Here is an 18,710-nt window from a genome sequence, read left to right as displayed (position 1 = left end):
TCAGGAAGACAAGGGCGGCGAAGAAGCGGTTCCCGCCGCTCTACCGCGGTTCGCGCCGCGAGACCTGGTCCGGCCTCGGCGAGGTCCCCGGCTGGGTCGTGGATCAGATCTTCCAAGGCCGTCTGATCGATGATTTTCTGGTCCGGACGGACGACGGGCCGGAGCTTCACCGACTGATTGAGAAGGCCGGGGAGTCAATTGACGCCGGGGTGGCGAGGTTCGAAGAGGAGAGCCGGCATTCGAGGCGGCCCACCCCTGCCCCGCAGAAACGCCGGGAGTGGCGGGTGGTTGCCGCGTACTCGCCGAAGAGCGCGCCCTCCTCGCGTCCCGTCTTCCACGGCCCTGACGGACAGAAGTGGGACGGTGAAGATCCGAAGCCACAGTGGGTGGAGGAGTGCCTCGCCTGCGGCATGCCCCTCGAGGCTCTGAAGAACCCTGAGGCGGTAAGGAAGAAGTTCCCGACGCGCTTCATGAGCCGCATCGGCGAGCGCTGGTCGGGCGTGGGCGAAGTGCCCGAGTGGCTGGTGCAGGAGGTCGAGAACGGAGAGGTGCCTGACGCCTTTGCCGTCTGGCCGCCCGAGGAGAACTGCCCGGAGCTTCGAGAGCTGATCGAAAAGGTCTGGAAGGGCGCGGCGGCTGCGAAGCCGAAGGCGGCTCCTCAGCCGGATGCGGGCAGGCGCCCTCTGAAGCTCGAACCCGGACACCTGCTTGATGCCGACTTGATGGCCGGCGGCCCGTTCGCCAGGCTGTTTTCCCCGGAGCCGCAGCGGCTGCCGCCGAAGTACTTCGGGCCGCAGGGCGAGGAATGGTCCGGTCGCGGCCGACGGCCGGGCTGGGTGGCCGCGAGTCTCGCGGACGGCGCGACGGTGAAGGACCTGACGGAGCCCGGCGCGGCGCGTGACATTCTCCTCGCGCACCGGCCGAGGACCGGGAGTCACTGGGAGCGCATCGCGCCTGACAGCGACTGGAAGATGGTGGGGCCGAAGGGCCAGATCTGGAAGGGCTGGGGACCGGAGCCCGAATGGGTCGAGTACGCGCTCGAGCAAGGCTGGACGCGCGAGGAGCTCACGAACCCGGACTGGGTAGATCCCGATCCGGTGCGACCGAAGGACATCGTCTGGGACCGCTACCTGGGACCCAATGGTGAGGAGTGGTCAGGCCGCGGGCGTCAGCCGCGCTGGCTTGTCGAACAGATCATTCAAGGACGGACGCAGGAGGAGTTCCTCAACCCGAAGTACCTTGGTGAGCAGGAGTCGGTCGAGCGGAATGCGGCGCCGTCCGAACTCATGGCGGAGCCCGTGGAGCCCCCGCCCCGCTTCGTCGGCCCCATGGGCGAGGAGTGGTCCGGCTGCGGACTGCGTCCCCGCTGGCTCGAGGAGAAGCTTGAGGAAGGCTGGAGTCTCGACGATTTCCGCAACCCGGAGTATGAGGACGACGCTGCCGAGGCCCCGGAGGAAAACGACAGGGATGTCGCAGAGGACATTGAAGACGTGAATGCCGTTGAGGACATCGAGCCCGCGGAGGCCGCTGAGGAAGCCGCCGAAGATGAGCCCGGGTCTTCCGACCCCGGGGAGACGCCGGTCGTGCCCTCCTCCACGGCCCGCTTCCTCGGCCCTGACGGTCAGGAATGGTCCGGCCGCGGGCGGCGTCCGCGCTGGATCATGGAAGCGCTCGAGGCGGGGCGCAGCATGGACGACTTCCGCAATCCGGCGTACCGGGAGGAAGCCGGGGAGGATGCAGAGGCCCCGGAGGACATCGATGTCGCTCAGAAGGAGGCTCCCGAAGCGGAGCTCGCTGAGGAAACCGGGACGCCCGGGGATCTCCCTCCCCCGAAGTACCTCGGCCCCAACGGCGAGCGCTGGGAAGGCCGCGGACCTCAGCCGCGCTGGCTCGTCGACCTCCTCTTCAAGGGCCGGCACATGAAGGACTTCCTCAATCCGGCCTGGCGGGAGCCGGGCAAGCCCGTCTACGTCGGTCCGGGCTGGGCGAAGTACGCCGGGCCTCATGGCGAGGCGTGGTCCGGCTTCGGACGTTGTCCGCGCTGGCTGAAGGAACTCACAGCAAGCGGCGGGAGCCGGGAGGATTTCCGCAACCCGCAGTACGGGAAGGAGGACCTTTCGCCCGCGAAGTACCTGGGGCCGAACGGCGAGCGCTGGGACGGCCGAGGCAAATACCCCAAGTGGGCGCTGGAGGCAAGGAAGCAGGGTCACTGGCTCAGGGAATTCCGCAATCCGGCCTTTGATGAGGCAAACGGAATCACGCAGCAGGATCCGGTCCGTGCGGCCGAGCGCGGCGTGAAGTACCTCGGGCCCGACGGCCAGGAATGGAACGGCAGGGGCCGTGTGCCGCAGTGGTTCATGCAGCTGCTGCGTGACGGCTGGGCCGAGGGCGATCTCCTCGTCCGCTGAAGCCCCCCTCTTCTCCTTCTTTTCGAGACCCGCAGGAAGCCTCTCTTCCGCGGGTCTCGCGCGTCCATGAGCGCCCGGTGACCGGCGCTTCCGTTGGACGCAATGTCGCGTTCATGCATTTGTCATATTCGGAGCGAACTGTCACCGACTCTTCACGGAGGCGACACAGAGCCGTCACGGAGGACGCCGAGAATCAGGCGCGGGTGAGTCCCGGAAAATTTTTGTCACAGGTGTTTACCAAGGATCCTTCTGAAAGCTCCGGATCCGCAGGGCGCCGCGGGCAGGACTTTTCCGGACGGACTCCCCGCCTACAAGTCAACCCGTCGTCCTGATCATGGAACAATACTATCTAGTGATGCTCGCCTTCCTCGGCGTCGTCGCAATCATCGATCTCTTCGTCGGCGTCTCGAACGACGCCGTCAACTTTCTCCAGTCCGCCCTCGGCTGCCGCATCGCGAGCTTCCGCACCACGATGTGGGTCGCGACCCTCGGCGTCATCCTCGGCTCGACCTTCTCCTCGGGCATGATGGAGATCGCCCGCTCGGGCGTCTTCAACCCGCAAATGTTCTCGTTCGCCGAGATCATGGTGATCTTCTTCGCCGTGATGGTGGCCGACATCATCCTGCTCGACACCTTCAACAGCCTCGGACTTCCGACCTCCACCACGGTCTCGATCGTCTTCGAGCTCCTCGGCTCGGCCATCGCCGCCGCGTGCTTCAAGCTCGTCGCTGACGGCGCCTCGCTCGCTGAAGTTGCCAACTACATCAACAACTCCAAGGCGCTCCAGATCATCTCAGGCATCCTGATCTCGGTCGTGGTGGCCTTCGTCGCGGGCACCGTCGTGCAGTATGTCGCGCGCCTCATCTTCTCCTTCAAATGGGAGGGCGCGTACCGCAAGGTGGGCGCCATCTACGCCGGCATCGCCATCACCGCGATCATCTACTTCCTCGTGATGAAGGGCGCGAAGGGCGCCTCCTTCATGCGTCCCGAGTGGATCGAGTGGATCGACGCCAACACCCAGGTGATCCTGATCTCGCTCTTCGTGGGCCTCTCGGTCTTCTTCCAGATCTGCATCTCGTTCTTCAAGGCCAACGTCTTCAAGGTGATCATCCTCGCGGGCACGTTCTCGCTGGCCTTCGCCTTCGCGGGCAACGACCTCGTGAACTTCGTCGGCGTCCCGCTCGCGGCGCTTGACAGCTGGCGCGAATGGAAGGCGAGCGGTGTCGCGGACACGGCCTTCACGATGGAGGGGCTGCTCAAGCCCTCCGTCGCCCCGACCACGTTCCTGCTGCTCTCGGGCCTCGTGATGGTGCTCACCCTCTGGTTCTCGAAGAAGGCCCACCACGTCATCCAGACCTCGATCAACCTCTCGAGCTCCCAGTCGGGCGAGCAGGAGCAGTTCGGCGCCTCTCTCCCGGGCCGTCTCATCGTCCGCGGCTCCATGACCGCCGGCCGCATCATCAACCAGATCATCCCGGGCGCGATCAAGCGCGGCATCGACTCGCGCTTCGAGCCGCTCCCCGTGAACCCGCACGAGGCGCCGCTTCCCTTTGACTACGTGCGCGCCTCGATCAACCTCGTGGTCTCCGCGATCCTGATCGCGTCCGCGACGTCCCTCAAGCTCCCGCTCTCCACGACCTACGTCACCTTCATGGTCGCCATGGGCTCGTCCTTCGCCGACGGTGCCTGGGACCGCGAGACCGCCGTCTACCGCATCTCGGGCGTGCTCACCGTGATCTCGGGCTGGTTCGTTACCGCGATCTGCGCGAGCTCCTTGGCCGCGCTCGTTGCCTGCCTCGTCTTCTGGGGCGGCGAGATCGTCGCCGTGATCCTGGGCGTGCTCGCGATCGGCCTCCTCGTCCGCTCGAACCTCAAGGCGTCCGCCGAGGACTTCTCCCTCTCCCGCCGCGCCTCCATGGCCTATGACGCACCCGCCATCAAGGGCATGATCGCCGAGAAGGCCCCGGAGAACCTCCGCCGCACGGTCGAGGTGGTGCACGATGTGCTCGACGGCCTCCTGAACGACCGCGAGCGCACGCTTGGGAGTGCCAAGGCCAAGGCCACCGAGCTCTTCGACGACGTGAGCAGCCAGCGCCGCATCTACTACAGCATGGCGATGCTCTCCCGCACGGCCGGCGAGCGCGACTACGACGCCCGCTACTGCTACCTCAGGGCCTTCACGAGCATGCGTGAAGTGTCGAGGATGCTGCAGAACCTCGCCAAGCTCTCGCGTGACCACGTCGCCAACCGCCATCGCATCTACGAGGGCCAGCTCGCCGAGGACCTGAAGTCGCTCCTTGACATGCTCGAGAAGATCTCGGTGAACGCGAAGGGCGAGACCGATCTGCGCGCGCTCGCCGACCGGGCCCCGCAGGCGCTTGCCACGATCGACCGCCTGCACACGGATCTGCTGCGCTCGATTCCGTCCGAGGGCATCTCGGTGCGCGGCTCCGAGCTCTACCTCTCGTTCCTCCTCTTCGCGCGTCAGATGATCTCCTACTACCAGATCACCTCGATGATCGAGGAGCGCGTCGATGAGCTCTGCAAGCAGACTCCCGCCGCCGAGGCCGCGACCGAGCTCGAGCCGGTGAAGGCCTGACAAAGCCTTCGAGGAAGCCCCGGGGGACCGACGGGAAGCGTTGCTGACTCGCGCCTTCTCCCTTCCCTCCCCCGGGAGCCCCGTCCCGGATAACCAGGGGCCGGCTTGAATCAGTCAGGCCGGCCCCTTTTTCCCTTTCATGCCGGGCGGCGGAGATCCGCCCGGGAAAACGAAACACAAGAAGTGAAAGAGATGACGACTGAAGAACTGTCCGAAGAGCGCACGGCCGCTCAAAGCACACCAGACACTCAGGATCGGGAGGCCTCCCCGAAAGCCTCTCAGAAAGGCCGCCGGCCGTCGCCCGCCGAGCGCCGCGGGCGGATTCTCGACGCCGCGATGAGGCTCCTCAGGAAAGGCAACGCCGCCCCGACGGCCGCCGAGGTGGCCGAGGCCGCCCGGGTGTCGCGCAACCTGATCTACGCCTCGTTCAAGGGGCCTGACGCGGTGATCGCGGCGCTCGCGGAGCGCGAGAAGCACCTGATGACGGAGCGCCTCGACGCGGCGGAGGCCGAGTCGGAGAGAAAGAACGAATCCAAGGACGCGCGGGTGCGGCGTTTGATCGGCGCCTGGGCCCTCACGTTCGAGGGGCAGGCGGCGCTCATCGGCGCGCTCCTCGGGAACGAAACCGAGGCCCCGTGCGCCTTCAGGGCGGTGCGGGAGATGCAGGCGCTGCTCGGCGTGAGGCTCGCCCGGGTCTTCGGGGCGGAGGGAAGCGGCACCGTCGTCGAGGAACTCACGGGTTCGACGGACTTCGTGCTCCGCTTCCTGCGCGACGCGGACGGAGCGCTCTGCGCGGACGCGGTCACGCTCTCGGCCGAGGTCTGCCGCGACACTCTCCGGCGGGCCCTGAGGAAGGAGGACCTGCTTCGCTTCAGGGAGCGCCGCGTCGCAGGCAGAAAGGCGAAGGCGGCGGCGAACTCGGCCGTCCCGCAGGAGGAACATGCCTCCCCGGGATGCTGATTTCCCCGGACTTCCATAGAATCTGATCAAAGGTCCCCTGCACCCTCCTCTCGAAGCGCTCGAAAGCCGGGGAGGCAGGGGATTTCCGTCAACACGCGACATTCTTCGGGAGAGGCGCATGGGAGAGACACCTGTTCACACGCGGCGGACGCATGACCGTCGCTTCCCGCTCCACGTGCGCCGGGAGATGATCCTCGACGCTGCCTTCGAGGCCTCGCGCCGGAGGGGCGGCATCGACATCTCGATGACCGATCTCGCCCGTGAGGCCGGCATCTCGAGGAACCTCCTCTACCATCACTTCCACAGCCCCGCCGCGCTCTTCTCGAATCTCATCGAGCGCGAGACGCGGCGCGTGTGCGAGCGGCTCGACGCCGTGGGACCGGCCGGAACCCCCGAGGAGCGGGCCAGACGCATGATCGCCGCCTACCTGCTCTCGTTTGACGGGCACGGCGAGACGCTCAAGCGCCTCTCGGCTGACAAGGCCGACCCGCAGGATCCCGTGGACTGCGCCGTGCGCAAGACCGCGGAGGCCTTCGCCCGCGGGCTCGCCGGGGTCTTCGGAGCCGCGGATAGCGCCACGGTTGTCGAGGAGCTCTACCGGTTCGCCGGCTTCGTGCTCCGCTTCGTGCGCGATGCCGAGGGGCCCCTCGCCGACGATCCGGCCGCCCTCTCGGTGTGCACGGAGATGTGCGTCGGGACCGTGCGGCAGGCGCTCGGCAAGGAGGCGTGCCTGAAGCGCCTCGCGCTTGCGCGCTGAAGGCGCCGTTGACTTTTTCTCAAGCTTTATTCAAGCAAGTCTCAATTGATCGCGAAGACTCCTTTGGAGCGGAATTTCTTCGTTGGAAATCAATGGGATCCAATGAAAATCGTGAGGCGTGACCCGATATTTTCCGGGTCCCGTCCGCGTATAGAATCCGCCTCCGGATCAGGTTCCGATCATGGCCCGGTTCCGGCGGCGCCGCGAAGACGGCGACGACAGGGAAGCGGCAGGAGGAAGGCACAGGGGGTTTCAGGTGCGGCGGTCGGCAGGCCGCCGCATGAGGCTCTTTCGAAGCGCGCGAGCGCTTTCCTGACGCTTTCCGTCGAGGCTCCTGGGTGAGAAGCCTCATTGCCTTTTCGCGAGCGTCTCCGCCTTGGGGGCCGGCTTCTCCCGGAACCTGATCCACTCATTGAAGTCCTGTCAGTGCGGCACGCGGAGGAGAAGCGGTGATGGAGAAGGCGCAGCGGCGGAAGGCGCATCCTGCGCCTCGGGAGCGGCGGCCGGCGGGCTGCCCGGTGAGACTCGACCGGGAGCGCCGGGAGAGAATTCTTGACGCCGTCCTTGAGGCCTCGAGACGGCGTGGCTCGATCGACTTCTCCGCGAGTGAACTCGCGCTCGCGGCCGGCATCTCGAGGAACCTGATCCACCGGTATTTCGGCGGTTCGCAGGCGCTCTTTGACGAGCTCATCGAGCGCGAGTGCGGGCGGGTGCAGCGGCGCATCAAGGCGGCGCTCATCGAATGCCCGGAAGGACCGGACGAGCCCTGGGAGCGGGCCCGCCGGGTGATCGCCGCTTATCTCGCGAGCTTTGACGGGCACGGGGTGACGCTCAGAAAGCTTGTTCTTGAAGACGATCCCTCGGACCCGGTGGCGCGCGCCGTGCGCACGACCCGGGTGACGGTCGCCCGGAGCCTCGCCGAGGTTCTCGGCGCTGGAACGGGCCGCGAGGTGATGGAGGAACTCTTCGGCTTCTCCGGATTCCTGCTCGGTCTGGTGCGGCACGACTGTGTGCCGCCCTCTGGAAATGACGCCGTGGCTGCGCTCTGCATGGCCGCCTGCCGGGACGCCCTGCGGCGGGCCCGGGAGCGGGAGGCGCTCTCGCGGCTGCGGGCGGAGCGCCTCGCCGCATCGCGAGGGACGGTCGTCTCCGCAGGTCGTTGACAAGCGACGCCCTGGCGCGTAACGGTGAGTTCAGAATCGCCCGGTAGAATCGGTAATCAAGTCTGAGTTCTCCGCCCGATTCCCCGGGCGCCTGCGGCGCCGGGACTTCACCCTGCCCCTGCCGGAACTCAGGATTTTCCTCCAGACCCTGACAGGAAGACCGGGATGTCCGAGACCACTGAAGCCATGACGGAAGCCGCTGAAGTCAGTGAAGCGACGACGGAAACGACGGCCGTGGCGCCGAAGCCCGTGAAGCTGCGCCGCCGCCGGCTCTCCGGCGAGGACCGCAGGAACGAGATCCTCGACGCCGCGCTCGAGGCCTCGAAGAAGAGCGGCCGCGTCGACGTGCCGGTGCTCGAGGTGGCCCGCGCGGCCGGGGTGTCGAGGAATCTGATCTACCACTACTTCGGCAGCCCCGCCGTGCTCTTCAAGGCGCTCATCCGCCGCGAGCTCGCGCGGGTGAACGACCTCGTCGCCGCCGTCCCGGAGGGGAGCACGCCCGACGAGACCGTGCGGGCGCTGATCGGCACCTACATCGGGCTCCTCGAGGGCTACACGCTGACGCTGAGGAACCTCGCGACGATCGAAAATCCGAAACACCCGCTCGCGCGCGCCGTGCGCTCGACGCAGGCGCTTCTCGCCGAGCGGCTCGTGCGGGCCCGCGGCTGCGAATGCACGGGCGCAGTGAGGGACGCCGCCCTGGGGTTCCTCGGGTTCGTGGTGCGCTTCGTGCGCGAGGCGGGCGGCCGGAACGTCGCCCGCGACCCCGAGGCGCTCGACCTCTGCGTGCGCGTCTTCGATGACGCGCTCGCGCGGGCACGGTCCGCCTCCCCGGCCTCGTCAGCCCTCAGGCGCGCCGACACGCCCGCTCCCGCGGGCAGGAACACCCGCGCCGGCTCCTGACCGCCTTCTCCGGCCCGGGGATGCACTCTCCCCCGGCGTCCTGATGGATTTCGCGCCGCGGCCATTCCAATTAGTCTGGAATACAATAGACCGCAGTCCTCCGTGGCGGCTGCGCCGCCCGTCAGAGATGGACGCATAAGAACAATGGCCCGTCTTCGCAGCCGGAGGCGGTCGCTGGAACAGGGAAAGAATCATGACTGCCGACCAGGGAAACATGACGGTGAGGAAGGTCACCGGGAGCGCTGACAGAAAGCCCATGAAGCCGAGGACCCGCCTCTCGCCCGAGGACCGCCGCGAGCAGATCCTCGACGCCGCGATCGTATGTTTCCTCCGCGAGGGACGCTTCAATGTGCCCCTGAATGAGATCGCCCGCGAGGCGGATGTCTCGCGGAACCTCGTATACCACTACTTCCACAACCAGGATGCGCTTCTCGAGGCGATCGTCGACCGCGGCTGCACGCGCTTTCACGCCATGATGGAGGCCGTGCCCGACACGACGCCCGAGGAGACGATGCACGCGCTCGCGCTCTGTTTCGTGCGCTACAACGCCGAGAACGCCGAGGGCGTCCGGCTCGCCTTTTCGATCCCGAAGGTGTCGACCAGGATCGCGCCCCATGTCTCGGCGATGCACGAGCTCATCGCCGGGCGCTTCGCCCGCGCGATGGGACTGCCCTGCGAGGGGACGGTGAGGACGGCGCTCCTTTCGGCGAGCGAGTTCATGACGAACTTCGTGCGCGGCGCGGGCGAGCGGCTCAGCCTCTCCGAGGAGGCCGCCGCCGCGATGATCGTCGAGGTGGCGAAGACCGCCGCCGAGGGCGCGGTGCGCTTTGACCGCGAGGTCTCGGGCTCCTGATCGTCCCCGCCCTTTCCTTCCCGCCTTCGATTCCGGGCGGGCGCGGCACGCCGGCGAACCTCCCGGCGTGCCTTTTCCTTTTTTTTACAGGTCTCGTGCGGCCCGTGACCCGGCCGCGGACGACACTCGCGCGATTTCTGTTAATTGGAACTATGTTCAATAAATTTTAATTGTATAGTAGTACAATACAGCCAGCAGGACATCCCGCGTCCCATGAGGACATCCGGCCCGCCGGCGCACGGACCTCCGGCCCGGCCCTCGGACCGGCAGGCCGCAGGGGAAATGCAGACTTCAGACGAAAAAAAGGAATTGATGAAAATGGAAACCGTCACCGCCTCCACTTCCAGAACCCGCCGCAGGCTCGCTCCGCAGCTGCGCCGCGAGGAGATCCTCGACGCGGCCCGGCGCTGCACGGTCTCGGCCGGGGACTTCGATGTCTCGATGCGTGAGGTGGCCCGCGAGGCGGGCGTCTCGAGGAACCTGGTCTACCACTACTTTCAGAATCAGAACGCGCTGATGAAGGCGCTCCTCGAGCGCGAGTCGCGCCGGATCGAGGAGCGCATCGAAGACGCGTCCGCCGGGGCGGGCGGCTCCGTCGAATCCGCCGTGGCGGGCGTGGTCGACGTGTGCCTCGACTCGATGTCGGATTTCTCGGAGACGCTGCACCGTGCCGAGACCGATGAGGATGTGCGGGAGCGCATCGCGCCCCACATCGAGCGCCTGAGGGAGCTCACCGCCGTGCGGCTCGCCCTGGCCTCGGGTCTCGCCCGGACGGGCTGCGTTCACACGGCCTTCCTCGCCGGCACCGACTTCATGTTCCGGTTCGTGCGGGATCTCGGCGCCGACATCCGCCGGGGCAGGCCCGCCGCGGTGGAGCTCTGCACGAACGTGTGCCTCGCGAGCGCCCGTCGCGCGGCGGAGATCGACCGCAGGACGCTCGACGCCTGAGACGCCCCTGCCCTCTTCTTCCTCCCGGAAGAGAGGCGCTCAGGCGTCCGGAATTGTTTTCGCGGGGGAGTGATCCATGCAGAAAGTCGTCGAAGAGAAGGCTCCGGACAAGGCTCCGGAGACGGTGCGGTCCGGAAACGCCGTGAAGGCGCGGACCCGCCTCGCGCCGGATGAGCGCCGCGGGCAGATCCTTGACGCCGCGGCCGCCTGCTTCATGCGCGAGGGCCGCCGCAGCATGTCGATGAACGACATCGCCCGCGAGGTCGGCGTCTCGAGGAACCTGGTCTATCACTACTTCCACAGCCAGGAGGCGCTCATCGAGGCGCTCGTGATGCGCGCCAACGCACGCTTCCGCGCCGAGATGGAGGCCGTGCCGGACATTTCTCCCGAGGAGACGATGCATGCGCTCGCCCTCTGCTACGTGCGCTTCAATGCCGAGAACGCCTCCGGGGTGCGGTTCACCTTCTCGGTGCTGAAGTACTCGGCGAAGATCGCGCCGCACGTGACCGAGATGCACGAGCTCGTGGCGGAGCGCTTCGCGCGCGCCATGGGCCTGCCCTTCGAGGGCGCGGTGCGCACGGCCCTCCTCTCGGCGGGCGAGTTCATGATGCAGTTCGTCCTCGGCGCGGGCGAGCAGCTCCTCGCGAACGCGGACGGCGCCGCGGACCTGATCGTCGATGTGGCGCGCACGGCCGCCGCGGGGGCCGCGAGAATCGAGGCCGCCGCCCTATCCGAACGCTAAGCACCGCACGGCTAGAATGCGCGTGCAACCGGAATTTTTGAGAAGGATTTCCCCATGCGCATTCTCCTCGTTGAAGACGACCCGATGATCGCCGAGGCGGTGAACGCCGCCCTCGCCGACGAATCCCACGTCGTGCAGCACGTGACGAACGGCCGCAGCGCTCTCGGACAGATCGCCGCGAACGACTACCAGCTCGTGCTCCTCGATCTCGGCCTCCCGGGCCTCGACGGCATGACGGTGCTGCGCACGATGAGAGCCGAGAAGCGCGACACGCCGGTGATCATCCTCACGGCGCGCGACGCCCTCGAGGACCGCCTGCAGGGCCTTGACGCCGGAGCCGACGACTACCTCGTGAAGCCCTTCCACATGTCGGAGCTCCTCGCGCGCATGCGCGCGGTGATGAGACGCCGCAACGGCGCCGCCGACAACGTGATCACGAACGGCGTGATCACGCTCTTCGAGGACACGAAGTCCGCGGAGATGGCGGGCAGGAAGATCACGCTCACGAAGCGCGAGTATTCGCTCCTCGCGGCCCTTCTCGCCCGTCCGGGCGCGATTCTCTCGCGCCGGGCCCTCGAGGACCGCATCTACGCCGCAGGCGAGGAGCCCGAGAGCAACGCCGTGGAGTACCTGATCCACTCGCTCAGAAAGAAGCTCTCCGCGGACGCCATCCGGAACGTGAGGGGCCTCGGCTGGATGGTCGCCTCCCGCGACGACGCGGCGAAGTCCTGATCCCTTCGAACCCCTTGAAAAAGGAGCGGAGCCGATGACGGAGAAGACGGAAAAGATGTCGCTTGCCGAGCGCTGGCGGAGGCTCATCGCGGCCGCGCACTCGGAGAACCCGTCCTTCACGGTGCGCGCGAGCCTCTGGGCCGCGGGCGCGGTGGTGGCGTTCTCCATCCTCGCCTCGGCCTCGGTCTTCGCGGTCTCGTGGTTCGAGGCCCGCGACTCCCAGGAGGACAGGCTCGAGGAGGTCTCGGGCATCCTCGCGCGCTCGCGCGTGGCCTTCTCGCACCGCGACGGCATGTTCGAGGCGCTCTACATGGATGACGAGGACTTCGAGGAGCGCTTTCTCCTCGACTCCGACGACCCGGCGGCCGAGCTTCCCGCGGGGGCGGACATCCTGATCCAGACGCTTCACCGCACGGGAAGGTCGCTCCGCGTGCGCCTTGACCGGCCGCTCCGCGACGGCTTCCACACGCTCAGAATCCACGGCGAGGACTACCGCGTGCTCTCGCTCACGCTCAAGACGACGCGCCGCGCGCATGTCGTCACCGCCGAGCGCACGAGCGCTGTGTGGAAGGAGGCCTGGGCGGACTCGATCAACTTCCTCGTGCCGCTCCTGATCCTTTCGGTGCTGCTCTCGATGGGGATCGGCTTCCTGCTCTGGCGCATGATGCTGCCGGCCAAGCGCCTCGCGGCGGACCTGTCGCAGCGCTCGGGCGAGAAGCTCGCCGCAGTGCCCGTCACGGGCATGCCCGCCGAGATCGTGCCGCTCCTCACGAGTTTCAACGGACTCCTCTCCCGCGTCGAGGCACTGCGCGGACAGGAGGCGCGGTTCGTGGCCGATGCGGCGCATGAACTCAGAAGCCCGCTCGCGGCGCTCTCGCTCCAGGCCGAGCGGCTCGAGAAGTCGGAGCTCCCGCCCGAGGCCCGGGCGCAGCTCAAAACTCTGCGCGCCGGCATTGACCGCGCGGTGCGGCAGGTGAGCCAGCTGCTGGCACTCAAGCGCGCGCAGGCCAAGGCCGCGGCGCCGGCCTCCGCGGAGACGGACGGGGCCCCCGCCTCGGCCGAGATTATCCGCGCCGTGCAGGAGGCCGTCGAGTCTGTCTACTGGGAGGCCGAGCGCCTCGGGCTCACGATCGAGGTCGAGGGTCTCGAGGACCTGCCCGACGGGGCCGATCCGCGGATGCCGATGCAGTTCGACGATCTCTTCACGATCCTGAGGAACCTCCTTGAGAACGCCGTGCGCTACTCGCCCTCGGGAACGGCCGTGACGCTCCGCCTCGATTCGGCCGAGCCCCCGGTGATCTCGGTGCGCGACTGCGGACCGGGCATCCCGGCCGAGGACCGCGCCCGCGTGCTCGAGCCCTTCTTCCGGCGTCTCGGCACCGGCGTCTCCGGCACGGGCCTCGGGCTCGCGATCGTCAAGACCCTCTGCGACCGCTGGGATCTCGAGCTCCGTCTCGAGGACGCCAGGCCGGGCGAGGAGAACCCGGGCCTCGCCGCCTCGATCCGGCCGAGGGCCGTCCGGAAGCAGTCCGGCAAGGCGGGCAGGCAGACGAAGGCCTGAGAAGCCGCTCACAAAACTCAAGGGACGGAACGCCGCGGGAGCCCGGAGCCCCGCGGCGTTTCCGTCCCCGGGGAGCGCCCTGCAACGCCTCGTCACAACTGAGGAGGCCCCCGGCGTGCCCTCATGAACGACAGAGGCTCTTAGATCTGAGATAATCAACTCCCCTCGACCAATAAAAAAGATCTATTCCGACCATGACCCACACCACCACCGAATCCACCGAGACCGGCGCGCCTGCGCAGAAGCACCGCGAGTTCCCCGACGGCCCCTGCAAGCAGTGCGCCTTCCCCGGGGACGAGCCCGCGGACCCGAGAAGCGAATCCCCGGCGCTCGCCTCCGCAGCCGCGACGTTCGCGAGCTGGCTCACCTGGGCGCAGGCCGCCGCCTTGATCGCGATCGCCATCGCCGCCATCTGCGGCATCGGCCAGGCGATCTGGGAGATGATCTCCGCGAGGAACATTTCGCTCGGCGACCTGCTGATGCTCTTCCTCTACATCGAGATCCTCTCCATGGTGAAGGGCGCGAGCCTCGGCACCCGCGAGATTCCGATCCACACCCCGATCGCTCTGGCCATCGTGGCGGTGGCCCGCTACATCGTGGTGGACGTCGAGCACATCAACGCGATCACGATGCTCTGCACCTCCGTCTCGATCCTGCTCCTCGTCGTGGCGCTCTGGCTCATCCGCCGCACGGGCAAGTCGATGAAGGGCATCCGCGCGAGCTGAGATCCTTCGCAGCTGAACATTCCTCCCGTCTGCCGTCCCTCTTCCCTGAGGAAGGCGGCGGGATGGGAGCCCGACAAAAGAGGCCGTTCCGGACAGTTCAGTCCAGGGCGGCCTTTCCCGTTTCCGGGGCCCGGGAGCGTTTTTGTTTCGCCTGATGGAACGGGCTCCCGGCGGGGTCTGTGAATTGGTTCGGATTCCGACGCATTGCGGTTTTCACAACCCGTGCTGTCGCGCACGGGCTTCAGAGCGGTGCGGCCGGCATGCCTGCGGCGCCGGAATGAATGCCGCGGGAACACCCGGCGCCTTCGGTTTTCTGAGGCGAATCCGCAACACTTCCTCTCTGCCGCAGGGGATTCCGGGGCGGTGTCAGGGGAATTACGGATGTGTGATGGAGGAATGTGCGGAACCCTCAGGAAATTGTGAAAAATGCAAGGGACAAGTTGAGACTCTGTAGCTTCCATGAAACGCGGTTGAAACGGATACGGCTTGACGCGCTTTTATCTCCTGATATTCTCGGAAGCTGACCGCACATCAAGTGGCTGCGGTCCCTCATACCGCCGGAGCAGGTTTCACGCGCCGGCGGTTTTTTCCGGTGAGTCCCGGGAGGATCGGACTCGCCTCAGGAGGCGGCCTTCACGGTCCTCGGCCGCTCCCAGGGGTGCGGCCTCGCCGGGGCGTCCGGGTTGCGGCCCGCGGGCTTCTCATTGACGTTCACCTTCACGAGCTCGTCAACGCGGGTGTAGCCGCAGGGCGAGAGGTGCCCCCGGCGCATCTCCCAGCCGGTCGCGAGCCTCGAGCTCGCCGTCTGCACGGTGCCGCTCCCCCAGGCGCGGTTGATGTCATCGATCGTGCGCATGAGGGCGGCGCGCCGCTCCTCCTCCGCGCGGATCGCCAGGTCGGCCTCCGGGTCGTCGAAGAGCGTGGCGGGCGCCGCCGCCGGCAGGTCGTCGGCGTCAACGGTGTCGGCGAGCACCACGCCCGCCTTCCGGTACGCGAAACCCTCGCGGAAGCTTTCGCGCACGAGCTTTTCGGCGATTTCAGTGAGCGCGAGCGTGTCCGCCGTCGGGCGCGGGAGCTTCACGACAGGGTTCGCGACATGCCGCGGGAGGTCCGTGCGGAAGAAGCTCGTGTGAAAGAAGACCCCGACCGACCCGGCGAGCCGGTTCATGCTTCGCAGCTTCCTCGCCGCGTCCTCCATGTGCGTGGAGACGGCGGCGATCATCGAGTTCAAGTCCTTCACGGGCCGGCCGAAGGAGCGGCTGCGGATGATCTGGTCGTTGGGCCGGCTTCTGAGCTCGAGCGGCAGGCACGGGATTCCATGCATCTCGCGCCACGTGCGCTCGAGCGTCACGCCGAACCTCGCCCGGACCCAGGCCGGGTCAAGGTCGAAGAAGTCGAGCGCGGTCGTGACGCCGGCCGCGGCGAGCCCGGCCTCGCTTGCCCTGCCGATGCCCCAGATCTCGCTCACCGGCGTGATCGACATGGCCTTCCTCTGCCGGTCCGGGGTGAGCGTGTTCCAGTCGAGCACCCCCCTGAGGCCCTTCCACTTCTTCGCGAGGTGGTTGGCGAACTTCGCGAGCGTCTTGGTGTTGGCGATCCCGATGCAGGTCGGGATCTGCTGCCACTTGAGGATCCGCTCGCGCATCAGGCGCGCGTACTCGGTGGGGTTGTCCGTGGCGCCCGTGATGTCGGCGAAGCTCTCGTCGATCGAGTAGCACTCGATCGCGAAGCTCATCTCCTCGACGATCGCGGCGACGATGCTCGAGATCGAGCCGTAGAGCTCGTAGTTGGAGCTTCGCCAGTCAACGCCTGCGAGGAAGGCGTCGCGCATTTTGAAGACGGGCGTGCCGCGCTTCAGGCCCATCGTCTTCGCCTCGGCCGTGAGGGCCGCGACGCATCCGTCATTGTTCGTCAGAACGATCAGGGGCTTGCCGACAAGCTCGGGCTGGAACACCTGCTCGCAGGCGCAGTAGAAGCTGTTGGCGTCAATCAGGCACAGAACCTGCCTCGGGTTGAGACCCGGGACGCCGCGGTAGCTCCGGCGCTTCTCCTCGGCCGCGGCCGACGCGGCGCGCGCACGCGCCCTTCTCGCCTCGACCGGATCGGCGAGTTCCCCGATGATGCGGGCGTTGCTCACGAGGGCGGCGTGCGGAGTTGACATCTTCTTCCCGGGAGGGCCGCGGCGGGGGCGGAAAAAGGGGGTGGAAAGCGAAGCGGAAAGGAGACACTCATAAAGTGCCTCAATTCCGCGGATGGATTGAGCGAGAGGAGGATTGAGGCATTAAGTGACAAATAAGCGTGACCTTTTTCCTGCCATGAGGCATACTACACTACTATCATTGACATTCCTCGGAGATATCCCCCAGAGATCGAGGAATTTCCCGCTCATTCCCTTCAACACGCCTTCCTGAAGGATTGTTCAACCATGTCGAGTCGTCTCCCACGTCCTCAGCCCGAAGAAGCCGTCGAATCCGCCGCGCCCGCGCGGCAGGGTTCCGATCCGACCCCTCCTCCGGCCCGCCGCCGCGGCCGCCCCAAGAAGCCGGGCGAACCGCAGAACACCTACATGTCCGTCCGCCTCACCCAGAGCAACGTCGAGCGCATCCGTGCGATGGGCGGCGCCACCTGGCTGCGCGAGATCATTTTCAAGGCCTTCGAGAACATCGACGGTCCGAACGAGACCCGTCAGAACGTCAAGATCAAGGGCCGCAGGATCCTCGGTCTCGAGCCCGTGCGCCGTGAGAATCCCAAGGACGCCGTGAAGACGATCCTCGAGGGCACGAAGGGCGACCGCAGCCAGGTCGATGACCTCAACGCGCTGCTCGTCCCGAACCCCGGCCAGATGATCCTCGTCGAGGCCACGGGCGAGAGCATGATCGACGCGGGCATCGCGCCCAAGGACCTGCTCATCGTCGACCTCTCCGTGCGCGCCCGCTCCGGCCAGATCGTGCTCGCCACCGTCGACGGCAACTATGTCGTGCGGCGCCTGAAGCGCGTCGAGGGCGACATGGAACTGCGCAGCGAGAATGACGCCGTGCGTCAGGCCGCGATTCGTCCGACCGCCACGCGACCGATCGAGATCCTCGGCGTCGTGCGCAGCGTCATCCACCGCGTCGACTGACGGCAGCCGATGCCTGGCACAGAACCCTCCCGCTCTCCACGGCCTCTTCCCGCCGGGGACGATGTTCTCGTTCTCGGCGGCGTTGTGCGTCCCGAGGAGCCGGTGAAGGCTGACTTCATCGATTTCCACGCCGGCTGCGGGTTCCCGTCGCCGGCGGCGGACTTCGAGTGCGAGCGCGTGACGCTCGATGACATCATGATCGACCACCGGCACGCCACCGTGATCGTTGAGGCCACGGGCGACAGCATGGTGGACGCGGGCATCTACCCCGGCGACCGCATCATCGTCGACCGGGCCCTCGAGGCCCGCGACGGCTCGATCATCCTCGCCAACTACGACGGCAACCTCCTCATGAAGCGGCTGCGCATCTGCCCGGACGGCAGCCCCGAGCTCTTGAGCGAGAACGCCGAGATGAACTACCGTCCCGTGAGGCCCGCCGAGGGCGAGGTCTTCACGATCATCGGCGTCGTGACGGGCCTGATGCGAAGGCTCTGACCAGCTCCTTCTCTCTTTCGAAGAGAAAAACGAAGCGTCCCCGGTTTCCTGTCTGAGGCCGGGGATTTTTGTCGTCCGTGAGGCCGCGGCCCGGAAAAGACGAATCCCCGGCAGGCTGAGCCAGGCCGGGGATCCGGGCATGCGGGCCGGAGGGGATGGAAGCCCGCTCGAGCGGGTCCGGCCCCGCCCAAGATCAACCATCCCCTCCGGTGTTCTGAGGCAATCAGTCGTGCTCGACGCCGATCATGACGGCCGAGGCCTTGATGATCGCGTAGGCCTTGCCGCCGACCTTGAGGCCGAGCGACTCGGCGGAGGTCGACGTGATCGTGGAGACGATCTTCTCGCCGGCCTTCGTCTCGATCGTGACTTCGGTCGAGACCGGACCGGTCTTGATCTCAACGATGGTGCCTTCGAGCTGGTTGCGGGCGGAAATCTTCATTGGAGTTTCTCCTTGGGACACAGAGGATAATCGAAAAGTGACACCTTCTGCATCGTTATCCGGGGCAGGGATTGCCCTTATCTTGAGAACAAGTCTAACGGCCGCGATTCGTTTTTGGAATAACGATTTGGTATTAACCGGACGGGGGTGCCGTGCGCGATCCGTCGTCGGCCGACGTCAGATGCCTCGATGAGGCTGCCCGACCCCGGCCGGGGTGTTTTCCCCCGGGTCTGCGGCCGTCATCCGGGCCCTGTCCGTCGTGCAGAAGAAGAAACCCCGCGGAACTTCAGCGAGTCCTGCGGGG

Annotated in this window: 16 protein-coding genes; 14 read left to right on the top strand and 2 right to left on the bottom strand. The window is 66.9% G+C overall.

The genetic code is table 11. From position 1 onward, the window contains the following. The 12 genes from Q4F91_RS08925 to Q4F91_RS08870 all read left to right on the top strand — a co-directional run. A partial coding sequence (locus Q4F91_RS08925; protein ID WP_303336847.1) for an H-NS family nucleoid-associated regulatory protein occupies nucleotides 1-2,408 on the top strand: 2,408 nt, incomplete at its 5' end. Between the two features lie 334 nt (nucleotides 2,409-2,742). Then, nucleotides 2,743-5,007, top strand: coding sequence for an inorganic phosphate transporter (locus tag Q4F91_RS08920; RefSeq protein ID WP_303336845.1), 2,265 nt, complete (start codon nucleotides 2,743-2,745; stop codon nucleotides 5,005-5,007). Between the two features lie 192 nt (nucleotides 5,008-5,199). Beyond that, nucleotides 5,200-5,967 (top strand): TetR/AcrR family transcriptional regulator, encoded by a 768-nt coding sequence (locus Q4F91_RS08915; RefSeq protein ID WP_303336843.1) that lies wholly within the window; start codon nucleotides 5,200-5,202, stop codon nucleotides 5,965-5,967. A gap of 118 nt (nucleotides 5,968-6,085) precedes the next feature. After that, nucleotides 6,086-6,724, top strand: coding sequence for a TetR/AcrR family transcriptional regulator (locus tag Q4F91_RS08910; protein WP_303336840.1), 639 nt, complete (start codon nucleotides 6,086-6,088; stop codon nucleotides 6,722-6,724). Nucleotides 6,725-7,242: 518 nt separating this feature from the next. Further along, nucleotides 7,243-7,887 carry a TetR/AcrR family transcriptional regulator gene (locus Q4F91_RS08905; RefSeq protein WP_303336837.1) on the top strand — a complete coding sequence of 215 codons (645 nt, stop codon included), beginning with the start codon at nucleotides 7,243-7,245 and terminating at the stop codon, nucleotides 7,885-7,887. 165 nt (nucleotides 7,888-8,052) lie between these two features. After that, complete coding sequence (locus Q4F91_RS08900) at nucleotides 8,053-8,790, top strand: TetR/AcrR family transcriptional regulator (protein WP_303336834.1); 738 nt, start codon at nucleotides 8,053-8,055, stop codon at nucleotides 8,788-8,790. Nucleotides 8,791-8,983: 193 nt separating this feature from the next. Continuing rightward, nucleotides 8,984-9,643, top strand: coding sequence for a TetR/AcrR family transcriptional regulator (locus Q4F91_RS08895; RefSeq protein WP_303336832.1), 660 nt, complete (start codon nucleotides 8,984-8,986; stop codon nucleotides 9,641-9,643). A gap of 318 nt (nucleotides 9,644-9,961) precedes the next feature. Next, nucleotides 9,962-10,591, top strand: a complete 630-nt coding sequence (locus Q4F91_RS08890) for a TetR/AcrR family transcriptional regulator (RefSeq protein ID WP_303336829.1) — start codon at nucleotides 9,962-9,964, stop codon at nucleotides 10,589-10,591. A gap of 76 nt (nucleotides 10,592-10,667) precedes the next feature. Then, entirely contained in the window at nucleotides 10,668-11,333 is a 666-nt protein-coding gene (locus tag Q4F91_RS08885) for a TetR/AcrR family transcriptional regulator (RefSeq protein ID WP_303336826.1), read from the top strand. Nucleotides 11,334-11,387: 54 nt separating this feature from the next. Continuing rightward, nucleotides 11,388-12,065 (top strand): response regulator transcription factor, encoded by a 678-nt coding sequence (locus Q4F91_RS08880; protein ID WP_303336823.1) that lies wholly within the window; start codon nucleotides 11,388-11,390, stop codon nucleotides 12,063-12,065. Nucleotides 12,066-12,099: 34 nt separating this feature from the next. Next, on the top strand, nucleotides 12,100-13,626 hold the full coding sequence (locus Q4F91_RS08875) for an ATP-binding protein (RefSeq protein WP_303336821.1): 1,527 nt from the start codon (nucleotides 12,100-12,102) through the stop codon (nucleotides 13,624-13,626). A 194-nt stretch (nucleotides 13,627-13,820) separates the two neighbouring features. Next, the gene (locus Q4F91_RS08870) at nucleotides 13,821-14,351 is read left to right on the top strand and encodes a phosphate-starvation-inducible protein PsiE (protein WP_303336818.1); all 531 of its coding nucleotides are present in this window, start codon (nucleotides 13,821-13,823) and stop codon (nucleotides 14,349-14,351) included. Between the two features lie 619 nt (nucleotides 14,352-14,970). On the opposite strand, the gene Q4F91_RS08865 is transcribed toward Q4F91_RS08870, so the two are convergent. Continuing rightward, a complete protein-coding gene (locus tag Q4F91_RS08865) occupies nucleotides 14,971-16,512 on the bottom strand; it encodes a Y-family DNA polymerase (RefSeq protein ID WP_303336815.1) in 1,542 nt (513 codons plus the stop codon). Nucleotides 16,513-16,776: 264 nt separating this feature from the next. On the opposite strand from Q4F91_RS08865, the gene Q4F91_RS08860 reads away from it, so the two are divergent. Together Q4F91_RS08860 and Q4F91_RS08855 are read left to right on the top strand one after the other, a co-directional pair. Further along, nucleotides 16,777-17,472, top strand: coding sequence for a LexA family transcriptional regulator (locus tag Q4F91_RS08860; protein ID WP_303336813.1), 696 nt, complete (start codon nucleotides 16,777-16,779; stop codon nucleotides 17,470-17,472). A gap of 102 nt (nucleotides 17,473-17,574) precedes the next feature. Further along, nucleotides 17,575-17,967: a LexA family transcriptional regulator gene (locus Q4F91_RS08855; RefSeq protein ID WP_303336810.1), complete on the top strand. Its 393-nt coding sequence runs from the start codon at nucleotides 17,575-17,577 to the stop codon at nucleotides 17,965-17,967. Nucleotides 17,968-18,190: 223 nt separating this feature from the next. Here Q4F91_RS08855 and Q4F91_RS08850 read toward each other — a convergent pair whose 3' ends face one another. Further along, a complete protein-coding gene (locus Q4F91_RS08850; protein WP_303336809.1) occupies nucleotides 18,191-18,406 on the bottom strand; it encodes a molybdopterin-binding protein in 216 nt (71 codons plus the stop codon). Between the last annotated feature and the right edge of the window lie 304 nt (nucleotides 18,407-18,710).

This window comes from Sutterella sp., assembly GCF_030539355.1.
GTDB lineage: Bacteria > Pseudomonadota > Gammaproteobacteria > Burkholderiales > Burkholderiaceae_F > Sutterella.
The sequence above is the reverse complement of the archived record's forward strand: the minus strand, read 5'-3'. Positions and strand labels throughout refer to the sequence as shown.